Annotated in this window: 16 protein-coding genes; 11 read left to right on the top strand and 5 right to left on the bottom strand. The window is 52.8% G+C overall.

The window, feature by feature from the left end:
• Nucleotides 1-37 precede the first annotated feature (37 nt).
• Entirely contained in the window at nucleotides 38-496 is a 459-nt protein-coding gene (locus VMV64_RS16760) for a DUF494 domain-containing protein (protein WP_325332422.1), read from the top strand.
• A 79-nt stretch (nucleotides 497-575) separates the two neighbouring features.
• A complete protein-coding gene (gene topA, locus VMV64_RS16755) occupies nucleotides 576-2858 on the top strand; it encodes a type I DNA topoisomerase (RefSeq protein ID WP_325332420.1) in 2283 nt (760 codons plus the stop codon).
• Between the two features lie 71 nt (nucleotides 2859-2929).
• Here the strand turns inward: topA and efp are convergent, their stop codons facing one another.
• The 5 genes from efp to dnaA all read right to left on the bottom strand — a co-directional run bounded on the left by efp (nucleotide 2930) and on the right by dnaA (nucleotide 9740).
• A complete protein-coding gene (efp, locus tag VMV64_RS16750) occupies nucleotides 2930-3490 on the bottom strand; it encodes an elongation factor P (protein WP_325332418.1) in 561 nt (186 codons plus the stop codon).
• 46 nt (nucleotides 3491-3536) lie between these two features.
• Entirely contained in the window at nucleotides 3537-4706 is a 1170-nt protein-coding gene (gene earP / locus VMV64_RS16745; RefSeq protein WP_325332416.1) for an elongation factor P maturation arginine rhamnosyltransferase EarP, read from the bottom strand.
• Nucleotides 4681-7071, bottom strand: a complete 2391-nt coding sequence (gyrB, locus tag VMV64_RS16740; RefSeq protein ID WP_325332414.1) for a DNA topoisomerase (ATP-hydrolyzing) subunit B — start codon at nucleotides 7069-7071, stop codon at nucleotides 4681-4683. Before gyrB ends, earP begins: the two co-directional genes overlap by 26 nt.
• A 32-nt stretch (nucleotides 7072-7103) precedes the next feature.
• Nucleotides 7104-8225: a DNA polymerase III subunit beta gene (dnaN, locus tag VMV64_RS16735; RefSeq protein ID WP_325332412.1), complete on the bottom strand. Its 1122-nt coding sequence runs from the start codon at nucleotides 8223-8225 to the stop codon at nucleotides 7104-7106.
• 186 nt (nucleotides 8226-8411) lie between these two features.
• A complete protein-coding gene (gene dnaA, locus VMV64_RS16730) occupies nucleotides 8412-9740 on the bottom strand; it encodes a chromosomal replication initiator protein DnaA (RefSeq protein WP_325332409.1) in 1329 nt (442 codons plus the stop codon).
• 207 nt (nucleotides 9741-9947) lie between these two features.
• On the opposite strand from dnaA, the gene rpmH reads away from it, so the two are divergent.
• From rpmH to VMV64_RS16690, 9 genes are all read left to right on the top strand, one after another.
• Entirely contained in the window at nucleotides 9948-10082 is a 135-nt protein-coding gene (rpmH, locus tag VMV64_RS16725) for a 50S ribosomal protein L34 (RefSeq protein WP_084607559.1), read from the top strand.
• 14 nt (nucleotides 10083-10096) lie between these two features.
• A complete protein-coding gene (gene rnpA / locus VMV64_RS17470) occupies nucleotides 10097-10459 on the top strand; it encodes a ribonuclease P protein component (RefSeq protein WP_414718917.1) in 363 nt (120 codons plus the stop codon).
• Nucleotides 10459-10668, top strand: coding sequence for a membrane protein insertion efficiency factor YidD (gene yidD / locus VMV64_RS16720; protein WP_325332407.1), 210 nt, complete (start codon nucleotides 10459-10461; stop codon nucleotides 10666-10668). The genes rnpA and yidD overlap by 1 nt, the downstream gene beginning before the upstream one ends.
• Before the next feature lie 16 nt (nucleotides 10669-10684).
• Nucleotides 10685-12328 (top strand): membrane protein insertase YidC, encoded by a 1644-nt coding sequence (gene yidC / locus VMV64_RS16715; protein WP_325332405.1) that lies wholly within the window; start codon nucleotides 10685-10687, stop codon nucleotides 12326-12328.
• Nucleotides 12315-13655: a tRNA uridine-5-carboxymethylaminomethyl(34) synthesis GTPase MnmE gene (mnmE, locus tag VMV64_RS16710; protein WP_325332403.1), complete on the top strand. Its 1341-nt coding sequence runs from the start codon at nucleotides 12315-12317 to the stop codon at nucleotides 13653-13655. Before yidC ends, mnmE begins: the two co-directional genes overlap by 14 nt.
• Nucleotides 13656-13721: 66 nt before the next feature.
• On the top strand, nucleotides 13722-15620 hold the full coding sequence (mnmG, locus tag VMV64_RS16705) for a tRNA uridine-5-carboxymethylaminomethyl(34) synthesis enzyme MnmG (RefSeq protein ID WP_325332401.1): 1899 nt from the start codon (nucleotides 13722-13724) through the stop codon (nucleotides 15618-15620).
• The gene (rsmG, locus tag VMV64_RS16700; protein WP_325332399.1) at nucleotides 15617-16258 is read left to right on the top strand and encodes a 16S rRNA (guanine(527)-N(7))-methyltransferase RsmG; all 642 of its coding nucleotides are present in this window, start codon (nucleotides 15617-15619) and stop codon (nucleotides 16256-16258) included. The genes mnmG and rsmG overlap by 4 nt, the downstream gene beginning before the upstream one ends.
• 9 nt (nucleotides 16259-16267) lie before the next feature.
• On the top strand, nucleotides 16268-17026 hold the full coding sequence (locus VMV64_RS16695) for a ParA family protein (protein WP_325332397.1): 759 nt from the start codon (nucleotides 16268-16270) through the stop codon (nucleotides 17024-17026).
• Between the two features lie 7 nt (nucleotides 17027-17033).
• Nucleotides 17034-17879 (top strand): ParB/RepB/Spo0J family partition protein, encoded by an 846-nt coding sequence (locus VMV64_RS16690; protein ID WP_325332395.1) that lies wholly within the window; start codon nucleotides 17034-17036, stop codon nucleotides 17877-17879.
• Nucleotides 17880-17995 lie beyond the last annotated feature (116 nt).

The following is a 17995-nucleotide window of genomic DNA, read 5'->3' as shown; positions in this document are numbered from 1 at the left end:
TCTGATTCCAGCGTTAAAACCACTTGAAGCCCGCACAATGTTCGATATTTTAGTCTATCTATTCGAAAACTATTTCGAGGTCAACGTTTACCCCGACGAGGGAACGTTGACCCGTGAGCTCAGCGCGGCTGGCTTCGACCGGGATGAGATCAATCAGGCCATGGCCTGGGTCAATGGTCTGGAGAAACTGACTCAGGAAAGCTATCTGCCCAATCTGGCGGACTCTCGCGCGCAGCGATGCTATTCCGATGCAGAGGAAATCAAGATCGGGACAGAGTCCCGTGGCTTCCTGTTGTTTCTCGAAACTTCCGGCATCCTTAACCCCGTTCAACGCGAATGGGTTATCGACCGGATCATGGCGCTCAACGAGCACGAGGTTTCGCTTGAACAGGTTAAATGGACCGTCCTGATCGTGCTCTGGAGCCAAGGCCAGGCAAGCGACTTCATGTTCATCGAGGATCTGCTGTTCGGCGATACTCAGCCCACCATGCATTGACTGGGCAACAGGTTCTTGCCTTTGCCGCCGGTTCTTCGATATCATCCGCGCCCAAACCCACTAATTTTAGCGAGAGCGCATGTCTTCCAGCCTCCTGATCGTCGAATCCCCCTCCAAAGCCAAAACACTTAAAAAGTACCTTGGCAAGGATTTTGAAATCCTCGCCTCTTACGGCCATGTGCGCGACCTCGTGCCGAAACAGGGGGCGGTAGACACCGAACACGACTTCAAGATGAAGTACCAGCTGATCGAGCGAAATTCCAAGCACGTCGACGCGATCGCCAAGGCGGTCAAGCTTGCCGACAACATCTATCTGGCAACTGACCCGGACCGCGAGGGCGAGGCGATTGCGTGGCATCTGGCGGAAATTTTGAAATCCAAGAAACTGCTCGCCAAAAAGAATGTCAAGCGCGTGGTTTTTCATGAGATCACCGAATCCGCTGTGCTGGCGGCGGTTGCCAATCCGCGCGACATCCTCATGCCCCTGGTGAATGCCCAACAGGCGAGGAGGGCGCTGGATTATCTGGTCGGTTTCAATCTGTCTCCGCTGCTATGGCGCAAAATCCGTCGCGGACTTTCTGCCGGCAGGGTACAAAGCCCGGCCCTGCGCCTGATTTGCGAGCGTGAAATTGAAATCGAGGCGTTCAAGACCCAGGAATACTGGAGCATCCATTTCGATTCACACAAAGGCAAGCAGAAGTTTTCCGCCAAGCTGTTCCAGTACAAAGGCGAAAAGCTGAACCAGTTCAGCGTCGGCACGGAAGTGGCGCAGGCAGATATCGTCGAGTACCTTAAAAAGAGCGGCGGCGACAAGGCAACGGTTGTCAATGTCGACAAAAAGCGCAAACAGCGCCAAGCTTCCGCGCCATTTACCACCTCTACCTTGCAGCAGGAAGCCGTTCGCAAGCTAGGATTCACCACCGACCGCGCCATGCGCGTTGCGCAACAGCTTTACGAAGGGGTGGATACCGGCGGCGGGGCGGTCGGTCTGATCACCTACATGCGTACCGACTCGGTGATCCTCGCCAACGAGGCGATTGCGGAAATCCGCGACTATATCTCTGCCAAGTTCGACCCTGACTATTTGCCCAAGGCGCCGGTCCAATACAAGAACAAATCCAAAAATGCCCAGGAGGCGCACGAAGCCATTCGGCCAACCTCGATCTTGCGCACACCGGATGACGTTCGAGCCTTTCTTACCGCAGACCAGGCAAAGCTTTATGAAATGATCTGGAAGCGCGCTCTGGCTTGCCAGATGAGTCCGGCCAAGTTCGACACCGTCAGCCTGGATCTGGCCGTTGCGGATGAAGGCACGCTGTTTCGTGCCTCCGGCCAGACCCTGGTTTTTCCCGGTTTTATCGCGGTTTACCTGGAAGGCGCGGATGACCAGGAGGAGGAAGGCGAAAGCAAGCTCCCACCGATGGAGGCCGGTGATCAGCTCCCGGTGGACAAACTCTACGGCGAACAGCACTTTACCCAACCCCCGCCGCGCTACACCGAGGCCAGCTTGGTCAAGGATCTGGAAGAGCATGGCATCGGCCGCCCATCTACTTACGCCAGCATTATCTCGACACTACAGGCCAGGGAATACGTAAACCTCGACAAAAAGCGGTTTTTCCCCACTGACGTAGGCTCGGTGGTCAACAAATTCCTGACCGAGCATTTCACGCGCTATGTCGATTACGATTTTACGGCCAAGCTGGAAGACCAGCTGGATATTATCTCCACCGGAGAGAAGGAGTGGATCCCGGTACTGGCAGATTTCTGGAAGGGCTTTAGCCAGCAGATTGAGGAAAAGAAAAACATCGAGCGCAAGGACTTGACCCATGAGCAGCTCGATGAAGCCTGCCCAAAATGTGGCAAACCTCTGTCCGTAAGGCTGGGAAAGCGCGGGAAATTTGTTGGCTGCAGCGGTTATCCTGAATGTGACTTTACCCGCAGCATGGATGGCGAGGTCAAGCCGGACGAACCGGTAGTGGTGGAAGGGCGCCTATGCCCGAAGTGCGACAGCCCTCTGCACGTGAAATCCGGCGCATATGGCAAGTTCATCGGTTGCTCGGCTTATCCCAAGTGCAAGTTCCTCGAACCCCTGGAGAAACCCAAGGATACGGGGGTAACCTGTCCGGAATGCAAAAAAGGCAGCTTGATCGAACGTAAAAGCCGCTACGGGAAACTGTTTTTTTCCTGCAATACTTATCCGGATTGTAAATATGCCGTCTGGAATCCTCCCATCGCCGAGCCCTGTCCAAAATGTGGCTGGCCGGTGCTGACCATCAAGACGACCAAACGTCGCGGTACTGAAAAAGTTTGTCCACAAAAGGAATGTGGGTACACCGAGCCGGTTGCTGCCGCCGACGAATAATGGGATATTGACGATGAAAAAGGGGCCCGTAGGCCCCTTTTTATTGCTCCGCGACTTCTGTTTTCTGGATTTCAGGCCGCGATGCGACGTTTGAACTCGCCGGTTCGGGTGTCAATTTCAATCTTGTCACCAATCTCGCAAAACAACGCAACCGGCAACTCAAAACCGGTTGCGACCTTTGCCGGCTTCATGACTTTACCGGAAGAATCGCCGCGTACAGCGGGTTCGGTGTAAACGATTTCACGTACTACGGTGGTCGGCAATTCAACGGAAATGGCTTTGTCCTGGTAGAAAACCACTTCGCAAGGCATGCTGTCTTCAAGGTAGTGAATGGCATCACCCAGATTTTCCTGTTCGACTTCGTGCTGGTTGTAATCCGCATCCATGAAGACATACATCGGGTCAGCGAAGTATGAGTAGGTCACTTCCTTGCGCTCAAGCTGCACCACTTCAAACTTATCGTCAGCCCGGTAAATAGCCTCACTGGGGGAGTCGGTCAGGAGATTCTTCATTTTCATCTTGACCACGGACGCATTGCGCCCGGATTTGGTGTACTCGGCTTTAAGGACCACCATAGGTTCATTGCCGATCATGATTACGTTGCCTGGGCGGACTTCTTGTGCGGTTTTCATGGTTCTTCCTGCAGAATATTAAAAGTTGGGCGGATAATAAAGCCGATTATTTTAACTTATTATTACAAAAGTTTACTAGATTTGTTGCCAAATCTTCTTTTTTTATCAGTCTGTTTGCCCATTCTTGGGCATGCTTTCCCAGCACGGCGCGATGTTTCCACAGACCGTCCCAGTCCGGGCCGCGGTCTTCCTCGCGGTTCCATGCATCAAGGAAAGCCGACATGCTTGTCGCCGTAGCCTGGGGCAAATCGGCGCAATACCGATCCAGAAATGCCTTCAGTTTTGGCCAATGCGCCCCGGCTTCCTGGGGATAGATCTGCCAAGCCATGGGCCGCGCCGCCCACTGAGCCCGGACGAAGGAATCTTCACCTCGGACAAAGTTGAAATTGCACGCCCACAAGAGCTTGTCATAGTTATCCTGTTCCAGAAAAGGCAAAACCCTGACAATAAGACTCCCTTTTTTGAAAAGGTTCCCTGCTCCGGGGTAGGGCGACCCGAAGAAAGCCGAGATTTGCTTCGTTGCCACCCCCTCCGGAACCAGGCACGTAACCGGAGAGGCGGCTTTCGCCCAGGCGGCGAACAAGGCTAATGCCGAATTGTTGTCGTAGCAGAACAGGGAAATCCGGATTTCTTCCCATTCCGGCGCGGGGAGACCCAGCCCCCGCCAGAAATCGTTTAGCTGTCGGGGGTCGGCCTGGAATGGTCCTCGGCGGTCCGCCAGCCCCTTTTCCACCAGCAAGCCGCCCGTGCTCGGGGTAAATCCCGGGAAAAAGAAGAATTTGGTTAACGGCAGTCTGGGGTGAGGGGAGGGGAGACCATGATGGCTGTCGACCCACTCTTCGGCGCTGAGGTACTCCAGGTTGACCCAGGCATGCCTGCGTCCGCTCTCCGCCATGGCAGTCTCATAGGTCGCCGGCAACCGGCAGGCGAAGGCTTCTATCACCACATCCGCCGGCTCAACGGCCAGGTTGGATTCTGCCCATTGCCTTATTTCCACGCCATGGGATACTTGTACCGGCAAGCGCGGGTCAATTTCTGGGTTAATCTTTTGAAAACTGATCAGGTCGTCCGTCCAGAGACGAACCTTTAGGTCATGCTCGGCGACCAGTTGACGGGCGAGCCGCCAACAGACGCCGATATCGCCGTAATTGTCGACTACGGCACTGAAGATGTCCCAGCTTGGCCGGGAATCAGATGTCGAGGTTTCTTGCTCCAAGTGCGTTTGTTTCGATAAAGGCGCGCCGCGGTTCAACCTGGTCGCCCATCAAAGTGGTAAAAATTTCGTCGGCGGCGATCACGTCGTCAATCTGCACCCTTAGCAGCCGTCTTACCTGGGGATCCATGGTTGTTTCCCAAAGCTGTCCGGGATTCATTTCGCCCAAACCCTTGTAGCGCTGGATACCCAAGCCGCGTTTCACTTCTTCCAGCAGCCAGTCCATTGCAGCCTTGAACTCGCTAACGGGCTGGGATCGTTCTCCACGTTTGATACTTGCCCCTTCTTTCAGCAAACCATGCAGCACTTGCGCTGTTTTCAACAGCTGCGCGTAGTCCCCGCTTTGCTGAAAATCCCGGTCCAGATAGCTGATCTGTAAATTGCCATGCACCATCTTGCTGATCTTCAGTCGACAGTTTTCCGTCGCTTCGTCGTAGTAAGCCGAAACAGTATACTGCTCGTTAGCCAACGCTTTTTTAAGCTGCTCCGCGCTCTCGTTCGCGGATGCTAGGTCACTTAGGTCAAGCACGATGTTTTTAAGCAGTGCGTAGAGTATCGGTTCTGCGATAATGCGGCTCAAGCGCTCGACGATCGCTTCGGCCAGCAGGAATTCCTTGGCCACTTCCTCAAGAGCGGCCTTGCTGATCGGCTCTTTGCCACCCTCGGTAACCAGTTCGGCCTCGCTCAACGCCATTTGCAGCATGTATTGCTTCAATTCATGGTCATCCTTCAGGTAGCGTTCCTGTTTACCATGTTTGACCTTGTACAGTGGAGGCTGGGCAATGTAGATGTGACCCCGTTCCACCAGTTCCGGCATCTGCCGATAGAAGAAGGTGAGCAGCAAAGTGCGAATATGGGAACCGTCCACGTCCGCGTCGGTCATGATGATAATGCGGTGATAGCGCAGCTTTTCTGCGGAGTATTCATCCTTGCCGATGCCTGTGCCCAGGGCAACGATCAGGGTCGCGATTTCCTGGGAGGACACCAGCCGGTCGAAACGGGCTCGCTCGACGTTAAGAATTTTTCCTTTTAGCGGTAGGATCGCCTGGAATTTCCTGTCCCTTCCCTGTTTCGCCGAGCCACCAGCAGAATCACCTTCTACCAAGTAAAGCTCAGACAGTGCCGGGTCTTTTTCCTGACAGTCGGCCAACTTGCCCGGCAGCCCCATGCCATCCAGCACTCCCTTGCGACGCGTTATTTCACGTGCTTTGCGAGCTGCTTCGCGAGCACGTGCAGCATCGACAATTTTGCCGCAGATAATTTTGGCGTCGTTCGGATTTTCCAGCATATATTCTGCCAGTTTCGCAGAAACAATTTCCTGCACGATTGGCATCACTTCGGAAGAAACCAGTTTTTCCTTGGTCTGTGAGGAAAATTTGGGATCGGGGATTTTTACCGATAGTACGCAGGTCAGTCCCTCGCGCATATCATCGCCTGCAGTTTCTACCTTGGCTTTTTTTGCCTGCTCGCTTTGTTCTATATACGTATTTAATGTGCGCGTCATCGCGTTCCGCAGACCCGTCAAATGACTTCCCCCGTCGCGCTGTGGAATGTTATTAGTAAAACATTGAACTGATTCCTGATAGGAATCGTTCCACTGCATCGCCACTTCCACGGTCATGCCGTCTTTTTCGCCGATCGCATAAAAAACTTTGGGGTGCAGGACGGTTTTGCTGCGATTTACATATTCCACAAACCCCTTTACGCCGCCACTAAAAGCAAAGTTATCGCTTTTTCCTGTGCGCTGGTCGACGAGTTCAATGTGTACGCCATTATTGAGGAAAGACAGTTCGCGCAATCGTTTAGCCAGAATCTCATAGTGAAATTCGACTAGACCGAATATTTCGGCATCTGCTAGAAAATGTACATCGGTGCCATGTTTTTCAGTCTGGCCAATGAGTTTTAGTGGCTCGACCGCGACACCACAACGAAACTCCATGAAGTGCGTTTGCCCATCACGGCGAATAGTTAATTTCAGCCATTTTGAAAGGGCGTTAACGCAGGATACGCCTACGCCATGCAACCCCCCGGAAACCTTATACGAATTACTGTCGAATTTCCCACCCGCGTGTAATTCCGTCATAACAATTTCTGCTGCGGACCGCTTGAATTCGTCGTCTTCCTTGATCCCGGTGGGAATTCCCCTGCCATTGTCGTGGACGCTGATCGAATTATCCGGATGAATAACGACTTTTATTTCGTTGCAATGTCCGGCAAGCGCTTCGTCTATGGCGTTGTCCACCACCTCAAATACCATATGGTGCAACCCTGAACCGTCGCTAGTATCTCCAATGTACATGCCAGGCCGTTTACGTACGGCTTCCAGGCCCTTCAGTATTTTGATGCTATCGGAATTATATTCAGACATTATTTATGGGTTCCACGTGAAACAATCTTAATTTAAATGCGCATTGGCATGACAACATACTTGAAACATTCATTACCGGGGATGGTGAATAACCCGCTACTGTTGGCATCACCAAAAGAGATGGTAATGGAGTTATTGCTTAGATTGGTCAATACGTCCAGCAAATAGTTGACGTTGAAACCAATATCCAGTGGTTCCCCAGAATAGCTAACTTCGATTTCCTCTTGTGCTTCTTCCTGCTCATTGTTGTTACAAATTATGCGCAGGCTATTTTGGGTTAATACCAATCTAACACCACGAAATTTTTCGTTGGAAAGAATGGATGCGCGCTGCATAGATTGTAACAGGAGTATACGATCAATCTGAATGTGGTTCTGATAGTCAGCAGGGATAACTCGATTAAAATCTGGAAACTTTCCTTCTACTATTTTCGATACCAAAATTATATTGGAAAAAGAAAAACGAGTTTGGTTCTGGCCAATTTCAATCGTTACTTCTTCATCGTTATCACCAAGCAGTTTGATCAACTCTATAACGGTTTTTCGCGGCAGTATCACCTCCTGGGGCGATCTTTCTGCTGTGTCCTCTGTGTTTTCCAGAGGTGAGCAAGCCATCCCAAGTCGATGACCGTCTGTCGCCACAACCCGGAGTAGTTTACTTTCCACCACTAGCAACAAACCATTCAGGTAATAGCGAATATCTTGCTGAGCCATTGCATACTGAACAAAATTGAGTAGATTTTTCAGGGTCTTCTGGGTTGTTTTTAGGTATGACCGATTTTCTCCGGAGGGAACTAATTTAGGAAAATCATTTGCTGGTAATGTCTGAAGGTTGAAGCGGCTTTTCCCTACCTTAATTTGCAGTCGTGCATCATCTTTTTCCAGCGAAATTTGGGATCCCTCTGGAAAGGCACGGCAGATATCCTGAAGTTTTTTTGCTGAAGTCGTTATCGAAAAATCCGGGAATTCATCCTGACAAATGGATGTCGCTGTAATCTGTATTTCCAAGTCTGTGGCTACAACGGAAAGAGTTTCCCCATTCTTTTCGATGAGAATATTGGAAAGAATAGGAAGAGTATGCCGCCTTTCTACAATACCAATTACGGATTGAAGTGGTTTTAATAGAGCATCCCTGTTTATTTGAATTAATAACATATATATATTCCTAAGACTAATAGTAAGCCTAACCAATTATCGGTATAGTTGATATTTTTATTTATTAATCAATATGATAATGCATCAACAAGGTTGTGGGCAACTAAGCTGAGGTTTGTGGATACAATGGGGTTAAAAAATTTAGGCATGAAGAATAAAGGCTTTATCCACATTGAATCCACATGATTAGCTGCGCAGAATTTGCAACAATATTTCAAAGTCCCTGTTAATTGTGGGATCGGAGCTTTTTAGTTCTGTAATTTTTCGGCAAGCATGTATTACGGTTGAGTGGTCACGCCCACCGAATGCATCGCCAATTTCCGGATAACTCAACTGTGTTAGCTCTTTTGAGAGCGCCATAGCGACTTGTCGCGGCCGAGCCACATTTCTGGAACGTTTCGGAGAAAACATTTCAGCAACTTTGATTTTATAGTAATCCGCAACGGTTTTTTGAATATTATCCAGTGAAACCTGACGATTTTGAACAGCAAGCAAATCCTTGAGGGCTTCTTTGGCTAAATCCAGATTGATTGGATGTCCGGTGAATCGAGAATAAGCGAGAACGCGCTTTAGGGCGCCTTCCAGTTCGCGTACATTGGAGCGGATTTGTTTGGCGATGAAAAAAGCGACTTCTTCTTGCAATTTTATTTCTTCTGCGCGAGCTTTCTTTAACAAGATTGCAACGCGCATTTCCAGTTCGGGGGGCTCGATAGCAACGGTCAGTCCCCAGCCAAAGCGAGATATGAGGCGATCTTCCATCCCCGCAATTTCCCTGGGAAATGTATCGCAGGTTATGATTACCTGTTTGTGAGCTTCGATCAATGCGTTAAAAGCGTAAAAAAACTCTTCCTGGGTACGATTCTTGCCAGCAAAGAATTGAATGTCATCGATCAACAACAAATCCAGAGAATGGTAATACCGCTTGAAATCGTCAAAAGCTTTATGCTGGTAAGCGCGCACTACGTCAGAAACATAACGCTCTGCGTGCAGATAGCTAATTTTTGCCTTGCTGTTTTGTTCTTGAACCAGATTGCCGATGGCTTGTATTAAATGGGTTTTTCCCAGCCCCACTCCGCCATAGACAAACAAAGGGTTGTAGGCAGTACCAGGATTTTCAGCGACTTGTATGGCGGCGGCCCGGGCAAGCTGGTTCGCTTTGCCAGTGACAAAATTGGCAAAAGTGAACAACGGATTGAGGCGGGATTGATCAGGTTTTGAATTTTGTCGAACGGGTGATGCCGCTGCAACTATTGCGGGTTGTGGCGTGTTGTTTTCTGGGGTGTCGGGCAGGGAAAGGACCAGCGACAGAGGTTCGGAAAAATGGGCTTCAGCCATTTCTTCGATGCGAGCCAGGAACTTATCTTTGATCCACTGCAGGATAAAGCGGTTTGGTGCGATCAGGCGAGGGGTGCCATCCGATGAGTCGAACTTAAGCGGCTTGATCCAGGTATTAAATTGCTGGGGAGGCAAGTCCTCTTTAAATCTATTTACGCAATCAAGCCAAAAACTTTCCATTGGGTAATCCAAAATGCTTCCATAAAATATTCGGTGGAGTTGTTTCGGTTAGGCGTCAGAGGCCGGATGAACCCAACAGCAATTTGGCATTCTAGTCTTTTTGAATAAACTTATCCACAGGATGGATGTATAAAAATCATTTGACAAAAACACCTTAAAGATAGTCTAATTGCGCGTTTTAGCTAAACAAGTTTTTGGGGTAACAAAATGAAACGGACTTATCAACCTTCTGTTGTCAAACGCAAACGCACCCATGGTTTTCGTGCGCGGATGAAAACCAGCGGCGGTCGCGCCGTGATCAGAGCACGGCGCGCCAAGGGGCGGGCGAAACTCAGCGTATAGTTGTTGCTTAAGCAGTGCCCGCTATCCATGCTTTTCAGAAAAGCAAACGGTTAAAAGAAACGGATGAAATTTCATCCGTTTTTTCGTTTAAATGCCAGGTATATGGTGATTACTTACGCATATTGGCCAAGCCGAACGAGCTGAATCACCCGCGATTTACCGGAATTATCCGAAAAAAAACGGCAACTCATGCGGTAACCAGGAATTACATCAAGCGCAGTCTGCGAGAAATTTTCCGGCGCCACCAGAACCTGTTTGACGGCTTGGATATTGTTGTCCTGGCGCACAAGAGCTTTACTGGGAATGCATTCCATCAGGTTGAAGAAGAGTTCTTGCGACTAATGGACAACCTGCAAAAAAGGTTGGCGCGAAGATAATGAAACGTTTATTGATCGGCGTGATCAGGGTTTACCAATACTTGATCAGCCCCTTGCTAGGGCCGCGTTGCCGATTTACCCCGACTTGTTCCGAATATTCTTGCCAGGCATTAGCCAAGTTTGGAGCTGTCAAAGGCGGCTGGCTTGGAATAAAAAGGCTTTGCCGTTGTCACCCACGGCATCCGGGCGGATATGATCCGATCCCCTAATTATGATTGAGGCAACATGGACACCCAGCGTCTGATACTTTTCATCGTTTTTTCCTTTTCCGTTCTGATGTTATGGGACACCTGGCAAAAGGAACAGCATCCTGCTCCGGTTGGTCAAATCGTGCACGAAAAAGCGGGGGTTGCACAAGCGCCTAGTCCCACGGCGCGGGTTGTTGACGCACCCGCCAAGGACTCTGGCGGACCGTTGCAAACGGGAGAACGGGTAAAGGTACAAACAGATCTTATTTATGCCGAAATCGACACTCTCGGCGGCGACGTACGCAGGCTGGAACTGCTGAAGCACCATGACACCCAGGATAAAAGCAAAAACTTTGTCTTGCTGGAAGACGACCCGAAGCGCCTCTACGTTGCTCAATCTGGCCTGATAGGCAACGATTTGCCAACGCATAAGACGCTGTTTTCTGCGGCGGCAACCCAGTATAAACTCGCCGAAGGGGCGAATGAAGTACAAGTAAGACTGACTTGGGTGGGTACGAATGGCATCAAGGTGGACAAGGTTTTCACCTTTCGCAAGGGTAGCTACGTGGTTGATGTGGCTTATGAGATCCACAATGGCAGCGCAAGCCGACTGGAACCCCATTCCTATTTCCAGTTGGTAAGAAATGGCCAGCCTCCGATCGGAGACCCGAAGTTCATCACGACTTATACCGGCCCCGCGATCTATACCGAGAAGGAAAAATTCCATAAAGTCAGCTTTGCGGACATCGGGAAGGACAAAGCAAGCTATCCCAAGCAAAGCAACGATGGCTGGGTCGCAATGATCCAACTTTATTTCCTCAGCGCATGGTTGCCTGCCAATGATCAACCCCGCGAATATTATGCGAAAAAACTGGGGGATGATCTTTACGATGTAGGTGTGGTTATGCCGGTGGGCGCGATTGAGCCGGGAAGCATGAAGAAAATAACCGTGCGTCTTTATGCTGGGCCACAGGAACAGGATCACCTAAGCAAGGTCGCCCCCGGGCTGAATCTGGCCGTTGATTACGGCGTGCTGACAGTGATTTCGGCACCATTGTTCTGGGTTTTGGCGTGGCTTAACAAGCTGGTTCATAACTGGGGGCTGGCCATTATCCTGCTGACTGTCCTGATCAAACTGGCTTTCTATCCGCTGTCCGCAAAAAGCTACCGCTCCATGGCACAAATGCGCGTGCTCGGGCCAAAGCTGCAAAAGCTCAAGGAGCAATACGGCGACGACCGTCAGCGGTTGCACACGGCCATGATGGAGCTATACAAGACCGAGAAGGTCAACCCGCTTGGGGGTTGTCTGCCGGTCGTAGTGCAGATCCCGGTATTTATCGCGCTTTACTGGGCACTGCTGAATAGCGTCGAAATGCGCCAGGCACCGTTCATGCTGTGGGTCCACGACCTGTCCGCCCCCGACCCCTATTACATCTTGCCGATCGTAATGGGGATCACCATGCTCATCCAGACCAAGCTTAATCCGACCCCACCCGACCCCATTCAGGCCAAGGTGATGATGATCATGCCGATCGCCTTCAGCGTTTTCTTCTTTTTCTTCCCCGCCGGCCTGGTTCTGTACTGGGTGGTGAACAACACGCTGTCGATTGCCCAGCAATGGTACGTCACGCATGGGGTCGAGCAGGTAAAAGCCGCTGCCAAGGGGCATGCCAAGCACTGATGTCATTGCCGCTATCGCTACCGCGCCTGGACGCGGCGGCATCGGCGTGGTGCGGATATCCGGCGAAGATCTGCGTGGTTTTTCCCAGAATCTTCTGGGGAAAATCACTGGCTCCCGCGTCGCTACGCTGAGCAATTTCCTGGCTGCGGATGGAGAGGTGATCGATCAGGGTATCGCCCTGTATTTCCCCGCCCCCCATTCCTATACTGGCCAGGATGTTCTCGAACTGCAAGGCCACGGTGGCGACGCAGTGTTGCGCCGGTTGTTGGGTCGCTGCCTGGAATTAGGTGCGCGCCCAGCCGAGCCGGGTGAGTTCACCCGGCGCGCCTTTCTCAATGACAAGATGGACCTGGCTCAGGCGGAAAGCGTTGCCGACCTGATCGATGCGGCTACCGCTGAGGCGGCCAAAACCGCAATGCGCTCATTGCGCGGAGAGTTTTCCCATGCCATCCACCAGTTGGTGGATGCGCTGATCAACCTGCGTATGCTGGTGGAGGCAACCCTGGACTTCCCGGAAGAGGAAATCGATTTTCTCGAGGAGTCCAACGCGCTAAGCCAGCTAGCCGCTATCAACGCTCAGCTGGACACGGTATTCCGCCAGGCAAATCAGGGCAGCCTACTGCGTGAGGGCTTGCATATTGTCCTCATTGGCCAGCCGAATGTGGGCAAGTCCAGCTTGCTTAACCAGCTTGCTGGCGAGGAGGTGGCAATCGTCACCCCCGTGGCGGGAACCACTCGTGATGCGATCCGTCAGCACATCGAAATCGAGGGCGTGGCGCTGCACTTCATTGACACCGCAGGGCTGCGCGACACCGATGACGAAGTAGAGAAAATCGGCATTGCCCGCACCTGGAGCGCGATTCAGCAAGCCAACGCGGCGTTGCTCCTGATCGATGCGGCGAAAGGAATTGTGCCGGCCGACGTGGAAATTATCGCCAAATTGCCGTCAGGTCTGCCGCTGCTTCGCGTATTCAACAAGGTCGACCTCCTCGGCCAAGAGCCCAGAGTGGCTGCTGCGGGCGGAGTTGCGGATATATACCTGTCGGCCAAGACTGGCGCGGGAATCGATTTGCTACATGAGCATTTGCTGCGAGTCGTGGGCTGGCAGACTGGCGGCGAAGGGGTATTCATGGCGCGCGCGCGCCACTTGAGCGCGCTGCGCGAAGCCAAGGAGCGATTGGCCTTGGCGGCGGCGTGTGAGGGCCGGGTCGAGTTTTTTGCGGAGGAGCTCCGGTTGGCCCAGAACGCGCTTTCCAGCATAACCGGTGAATTTACATCGGACGATTTGCTGGGCGAGATATTTTCCCGTTTCTGCATCGGAAAATAGCGTTTCACGTGAAACAATAGCCATTTTGGGTTATGATTCGCACTCATTTCGCACACCCGGTTGACCATGCTTTATCCCTCTCAATTTGATGTCATCGTGATCGGCGGCGGGCACGCCGGAACGGAAGCCGCGCTGGCCGGCGCCCGCATGGGCCTGAAAACGCTGTTGTTGACGCATAACATCGAAACGCTCGGTCAGATGTCGTGCAACCCCTCGATCGGCGGCATCGGCAAGGGCCATCTGGTGAAGGAGGTCGATGCCTTGGGTGGGGCCATGGCCGCGGCGACAGATGAAGCGGGCATCCAGTTTCGCATCCTCAATTCGAGCAAGGGGCCGGCGGTGCGGGCGACGCGCGCACAGGCGGACCGCGTTCTTTATCGGCAGGCGATCCGGGGTCGACTGGAGAATCAACCCAACCTGTGGCTGTTCCAGCAGGCGGTGGATGACTTGATTCTTGAGCAGGATCGCGTGGTTGGCGTGGTTACCCAGTTGGGTTTGCGCTTTCAGTCCAGGGCGGTGGTGTTGACAGCAGGCACTTTCCTGGCGGGCCTGGTCCATGTCGGGCAATCGAATTACCAGGCCGGGCGCGCCGGTGACCCTCCTTCGATCACCCTGGCGCAACGACTGCGCGAGTTTAAACTGCCGGTGAAGCGCTTCAAGACGGGCACTCCGCCACGCATCGACGGTCGCAGTCTGGATTATTCGGTAATGGTGGAACAACCCGGCGACGACCCAGCTCCGGCATTTTCATTTCTCGGCGATGCTGCACAGCATCCGCGCCAATTGCCATGCTGGATCACCCAGACCAATCTGCGTACTCACGACATCATCCGTGGCGGGCTGGACCGCTCACCACTGTACACGGGCGTGATCGAGGGAGTGGGGCCACGCTATTGTCCGTCGATCGAGGACAAGATCATGCGGTTTTCCGGCAAGGACTCACACCAGATTTTCGTTGAACCGGAAGGCTTGAATACCCACGAAATTTATCCTAACGGGATTTCCACCAGCCTGCCTTTCGATGTGCAGGTGGAACTGGTGCGTTCGATCCGGGGTTTTGAAAACGCGCACATTACCCGTCCCGGTTACGCGATCGAGTACGATTTTTTCGACCCGCTTGGGCTGAAACATTCATTGGAAACCAAGGCGATACAGGGGCTGTTCTTCGCCGGCCAGATCAATGGCACCACCGGTTATGAAGAAGCTGCAGCGCAGGGGATCCTGGCGGGTATCAATGCCGGGTTGTCGGCACAGGGAAAAGAAGCTTGGTATCCAAGCCGGGATCAGGCCTATCTCGGAGTGATGGTGGATGACCTGATCACTCGTGGCGTGGTCGAGCCGTACCGCATGTTTACCAGCCGTGCCGAATACCGGCTGATGTTGCGCGAGGACAACGCCGACCTGCGATTGACGGAAGCGGGGCGGCGGCTGGGCGTGGTTGATGATGCGCGGTGGCAGTGCTTCGAGGAAAAGCGTGAGGCGATCGAGCGCGAACAGGCGCGCCTGAAAAGCGTCTGGGTGAACCCGAAGTTGCTGCCTCAGGCAGATGCGGAAAGAGTGTTGGGTAAGGGCATCGAGCGGGAGTATTCGTTATTGGACTTGCTGCGTCGGCCTGATGTCAGCTACAGCGACTTGATGACGCTGCCGGGCGCCGGTGTAGGGGTCGGAGACTTGAAGGTGGCCGAACAGGTCGAGATCCAGGCCAAATACCAGGGTTACATCGCGCGCCAGCAGGAGGAGGTCGCCCGCCACCAGCATTATGAAGCCATGATCCTGCCGCTGGGGTTGGATTACCGCGAGGTGCATGGGCTATCCATCGAGGTGCAACAGAAGCTTAACCAGCATAAGCCTGAAACGCTGGGGCAGGCAGGGCGTATTTCCGGGGTGACGCCCGCTGCGATATCGGTACTGCTGGTGCACTTGAAGCGTAGCCAGAACATTTGTGACGCAAAGAAAAGCGCATGAGCCTGGAAGAAAAATTAGCCTGTGGCCTGGAGGAAATGGGCCTGCATTTAGATCCGGTGACGCGATCGAGCTTGCTGAACTATATGGCGCTCATGCAGAAATGGAACAAGGTTTATAACCTGACGGCCGTGCGCGACCCGGACAAAATGGTCACCCAGCATCTGCTCGATAGCCTGGCGGTTTTGCCGCACATCGTCGGGCGCCGAATCATCGACGTCGGCACCGGGCCCGGTCTGCCGGGAATCCCCTTGGCGCTGGCGAATCCGGCGCTGGAGGTTACCCTGTTGGACAGCAACCACAAGAAAACCAGTTTTCTTCGGCAGGCCTGTCTGGAGTTGGGCCTGAATAACACGATGGTAGTCTGTGAACGGGTAGAGGCATGGCGGCCGGAAGAAAAATACGACGTAGTGATTTCCCGTGCTTTTTCCGATTTGGCCGAGTTTGCCAGCTTGGCGTCGCATTTATGTAGTGATACGGGGCTGATGTTGGCAATGAAGGGGATTTATCCCCATGAGGAATTGACTCAACTGCCGGCTACTGTTGCGTTACTGGGCGTAGAGCCACTCAAGGTGCCGGGCCTGGATGCCGAACGGCATCTGGTTTTGCTGCGGCCGATCAAAATGGAAGCAATGGGCTAGGGTGGGGTGATGGCAAAAATACTCGCAATTACAAATCAAAAAGGCGGGGTGGGGAAAACCACCACCACGGTCAATCTTGCGGCTAGCCTGGCAGCAACCAAGCGCCGTGTGTTGCTGATCGACCTTGACCCACAGGGCAACGCCACCATGGGTTGCGGTGTCGACAAAATGGCCCTGACGCAGACGGTATATCATGTGCTGCTGGAGGAAAAGAGTATCGCGGAGGTGCGGGTTACCAACACCTGCGGCAAGTTTGACCTGATCCCAGCCAACCGCGAATTGGCCGGTGCGGAGGTCGAATTGGTGGATTTGCCGCACCGGGAAAAACGTCTGAAGAACGCCCTGGCCAACATTGAGGCAGACTATGATTTTGTGCTGATTGACTGCCCGCCGGCGCTCAACCTGCTTACGGTGAACGGTCTTTGCGCTGCGCATGCGGTGATGATCCCGATGCAGTGCGAATATTACGCTCTGGAGGGATTGAGTGATCTGGTGCAGACCATCAAACGGGTGCGTGCCAGCCTTAATCCGCAACTGGAAATCGAGGGGCTGCTGCGGACCATGTTCGATCCGCGCAATACCCTGGCGCAGCAAGTGTCTGAGCAACTGCAACGGCACTTCGGCGATAAGGTATACCGCACCGTGATTCCGCGTAATGTCAGGCTGGCGGAAGCGCCTAGCTATGGATTGCCGGTGTTGTATCACGACAAGACATCGAAAGGCGCGCAGGCGTATTTGGCGCTGGCTGGCGAACTGGTAAGAAAGTGAGAGGGCAATGGTAAAAATGAAGGGATTGGGGCGCGGCCTTGACGCGCTGCTGGCTGGCGACAGCGAAGAAAATAATAAAGATAAGCTGCAAAATCTGAAGCTGGATCAGCTCCAGCCCGGCAAGTATCAGCCGCGCACCCACATGGACCAGGAATCACTGGTCGAATTGGCCGAGTCCATCAAATCCCAGGGGATCATGCAGCCGATACTGGCAAGGGCGCTGATTGCTGGCAACTATGAAATCATTGCCGGCGAGCGGCGCTGGCGCGCAGCCCGCCTCGCCGGTTTGACAGAAGTGCCGGTGCTGGTGCGGGTGGTGGCGGATGAGGCTGCATTGGCAATGTCGCTGATTGAGAATATTCAGCGCGAGAACCTCAATCCGCTGGAGGAGGCTACGGGAATCCAGCGCCTGATTAACGAGTTTGATATGACCCACCAGCTCGCCGCTGAAGCGGTAGGACGCTCGCGTAGCGCGGTAAGCAATCTGCTGCGTCTGCTCAATCTGGCGCCGCCGGTGCAGGAGCTACTGATGCACAGCCAACTCGACATGGGGCATGCCAGAGCGCTACTGAGTCTGCCTAATGTGGGACAAATTACCGTGGCCAATGAGATTGTGGGTAAAGGCTTGTCTGTGCGCGAAGCGGAAAGGCTGGTTCAGCGTCAGCAACGACCGGACGCAAAGCCCAAGGCCAAGCCCGACCGGGATATTTTAAGGCTGCAGGAAGACTTGGCTGAAAAACTGGGCGCCGTAGTAACGCTGAAGACGCAGAATAAGGGCCGGGGCAAGTTGATTATTAATTATGATAGCCTGGAGCAACTGGACGATATTATAGGTCGACTGGGTGAAAGGTGATGCAGAGGATTTCTTATGGGCATATAAGAATATAATTATTTGCCTATGTAATAAATTAGATGTAATGTGATGTTTAGATGTTTATGAGACACTCCGGCATAGCGGGCCTCTGCAAA

It is taken from the genome of Sulfuricella sp., from assembly GCF_035531155.1.
Taxonomy (GTDB): Bacteria; Pseudomonadota; Gammaproteobacteria; order Burkholderiales; family Sulfuricellaceae; genus Sulfuricella.
Note: the sequence above shows the minus strand (reverse complement) of the source record. Positions and strands in the feature narration are given on the sequence as shown.

Excerpts from the sequence above, each read along its gene's own strand:
- VMV64_RS16760 (WP_325332422.1), top strand. The coding sequence starts at position 38 with ATGTTCGATATTTTAGTCTATCTATTCGAAAACTATTTCGAGGTCAAC.
- topA (WP_325332420.1), top strand. The coding sequence starts at position 576 with ATGTCTTCCAGCCTCCTGATCGTCGAATCCCCCTCCAAAGCCAAAACA.
- efp (WP_325332418.1), bottom strand. The coding sequence starts at position 3,490 with ATGAAAACCGCACAAGAAGTCCGCCCAGGCAACGTAATCATGATCGGC.
- gyrB (WP_325332414.1), bottom strand. The coding sequence starts at position 7,071 with ATGTCTGAATATAATTCCGATAGCATCAAAATACTGAAGGGCCTGGAA.
- dnaN (WP_325332412.1), bottom strand. The coding sequence starts at position 8,225 with ATGTTATTAATTCAAATAAACAGGGATGCTCTATTAAAACCACTTCAA.
- dnaA (WP_325332409.1), bottom strand. The coding sequence starts at position 9,740 with ATGGAAAGTTTTTGGCTTGATTGCGTAAATAGATTTAAAGAGGACTTG.
- rpmH (WP_084607559.1), top strand. The coding sequence starts at position 9,948 with ATGAAACGGACTTATCAACCTTCTGTTGTCAAACGCAAACGCACCCAT.
- yidD (WP_325332407.1), top strand. The coding sequence starts at position 10,459 with ATGAAACGTTTATTGATCGGCGTGATCAGGGTTTACCAATACTTGATC.
- yidC (WP_325332405.1), top strand. The coding sequence starts at position 10,685 with ATGGACACCCAGCGTCTGATACTTTTCATCGTTTTTTCCTTTTCCGTT.
- mnmE (WP_325332403.1), top strand. The coding sequence starts at position 12,315 with ATGCCAAGCACTGATGTCATTGCCGCTATCGCTACCGCGCCTGGACGC.
- mnmG (WP_325332401.1), top strand. The coding sequence starts at position 13,722 with ATGCTTTATCCCTCTCAATTTGATGTCATCGTGATCGGCGGCGGGCAC.
- rsmG (WP_325332399.1), top strand. The coding sequence starts at position 15,617 with ATGAGCCTGGAAGAAAAATTAGCCTGTGGCCTGGAGGAAATGGGCCTG.
- VMV64_RS16695 (WP_325332397.1), top strand. The coding sequence starts at position 16,268 with ATGGCAAAAATACTCGCAATTACAAATCAAAAAGGCGGGGTGGGGAAA.
- VMV64_RS16690 (WP_325332395.1), top strand. The coding sequence starts at position 17,034 with ATGGTAAAAATGAAGGGATTGGGGCGCGGCCTTGACGCGCTGCTGGCT.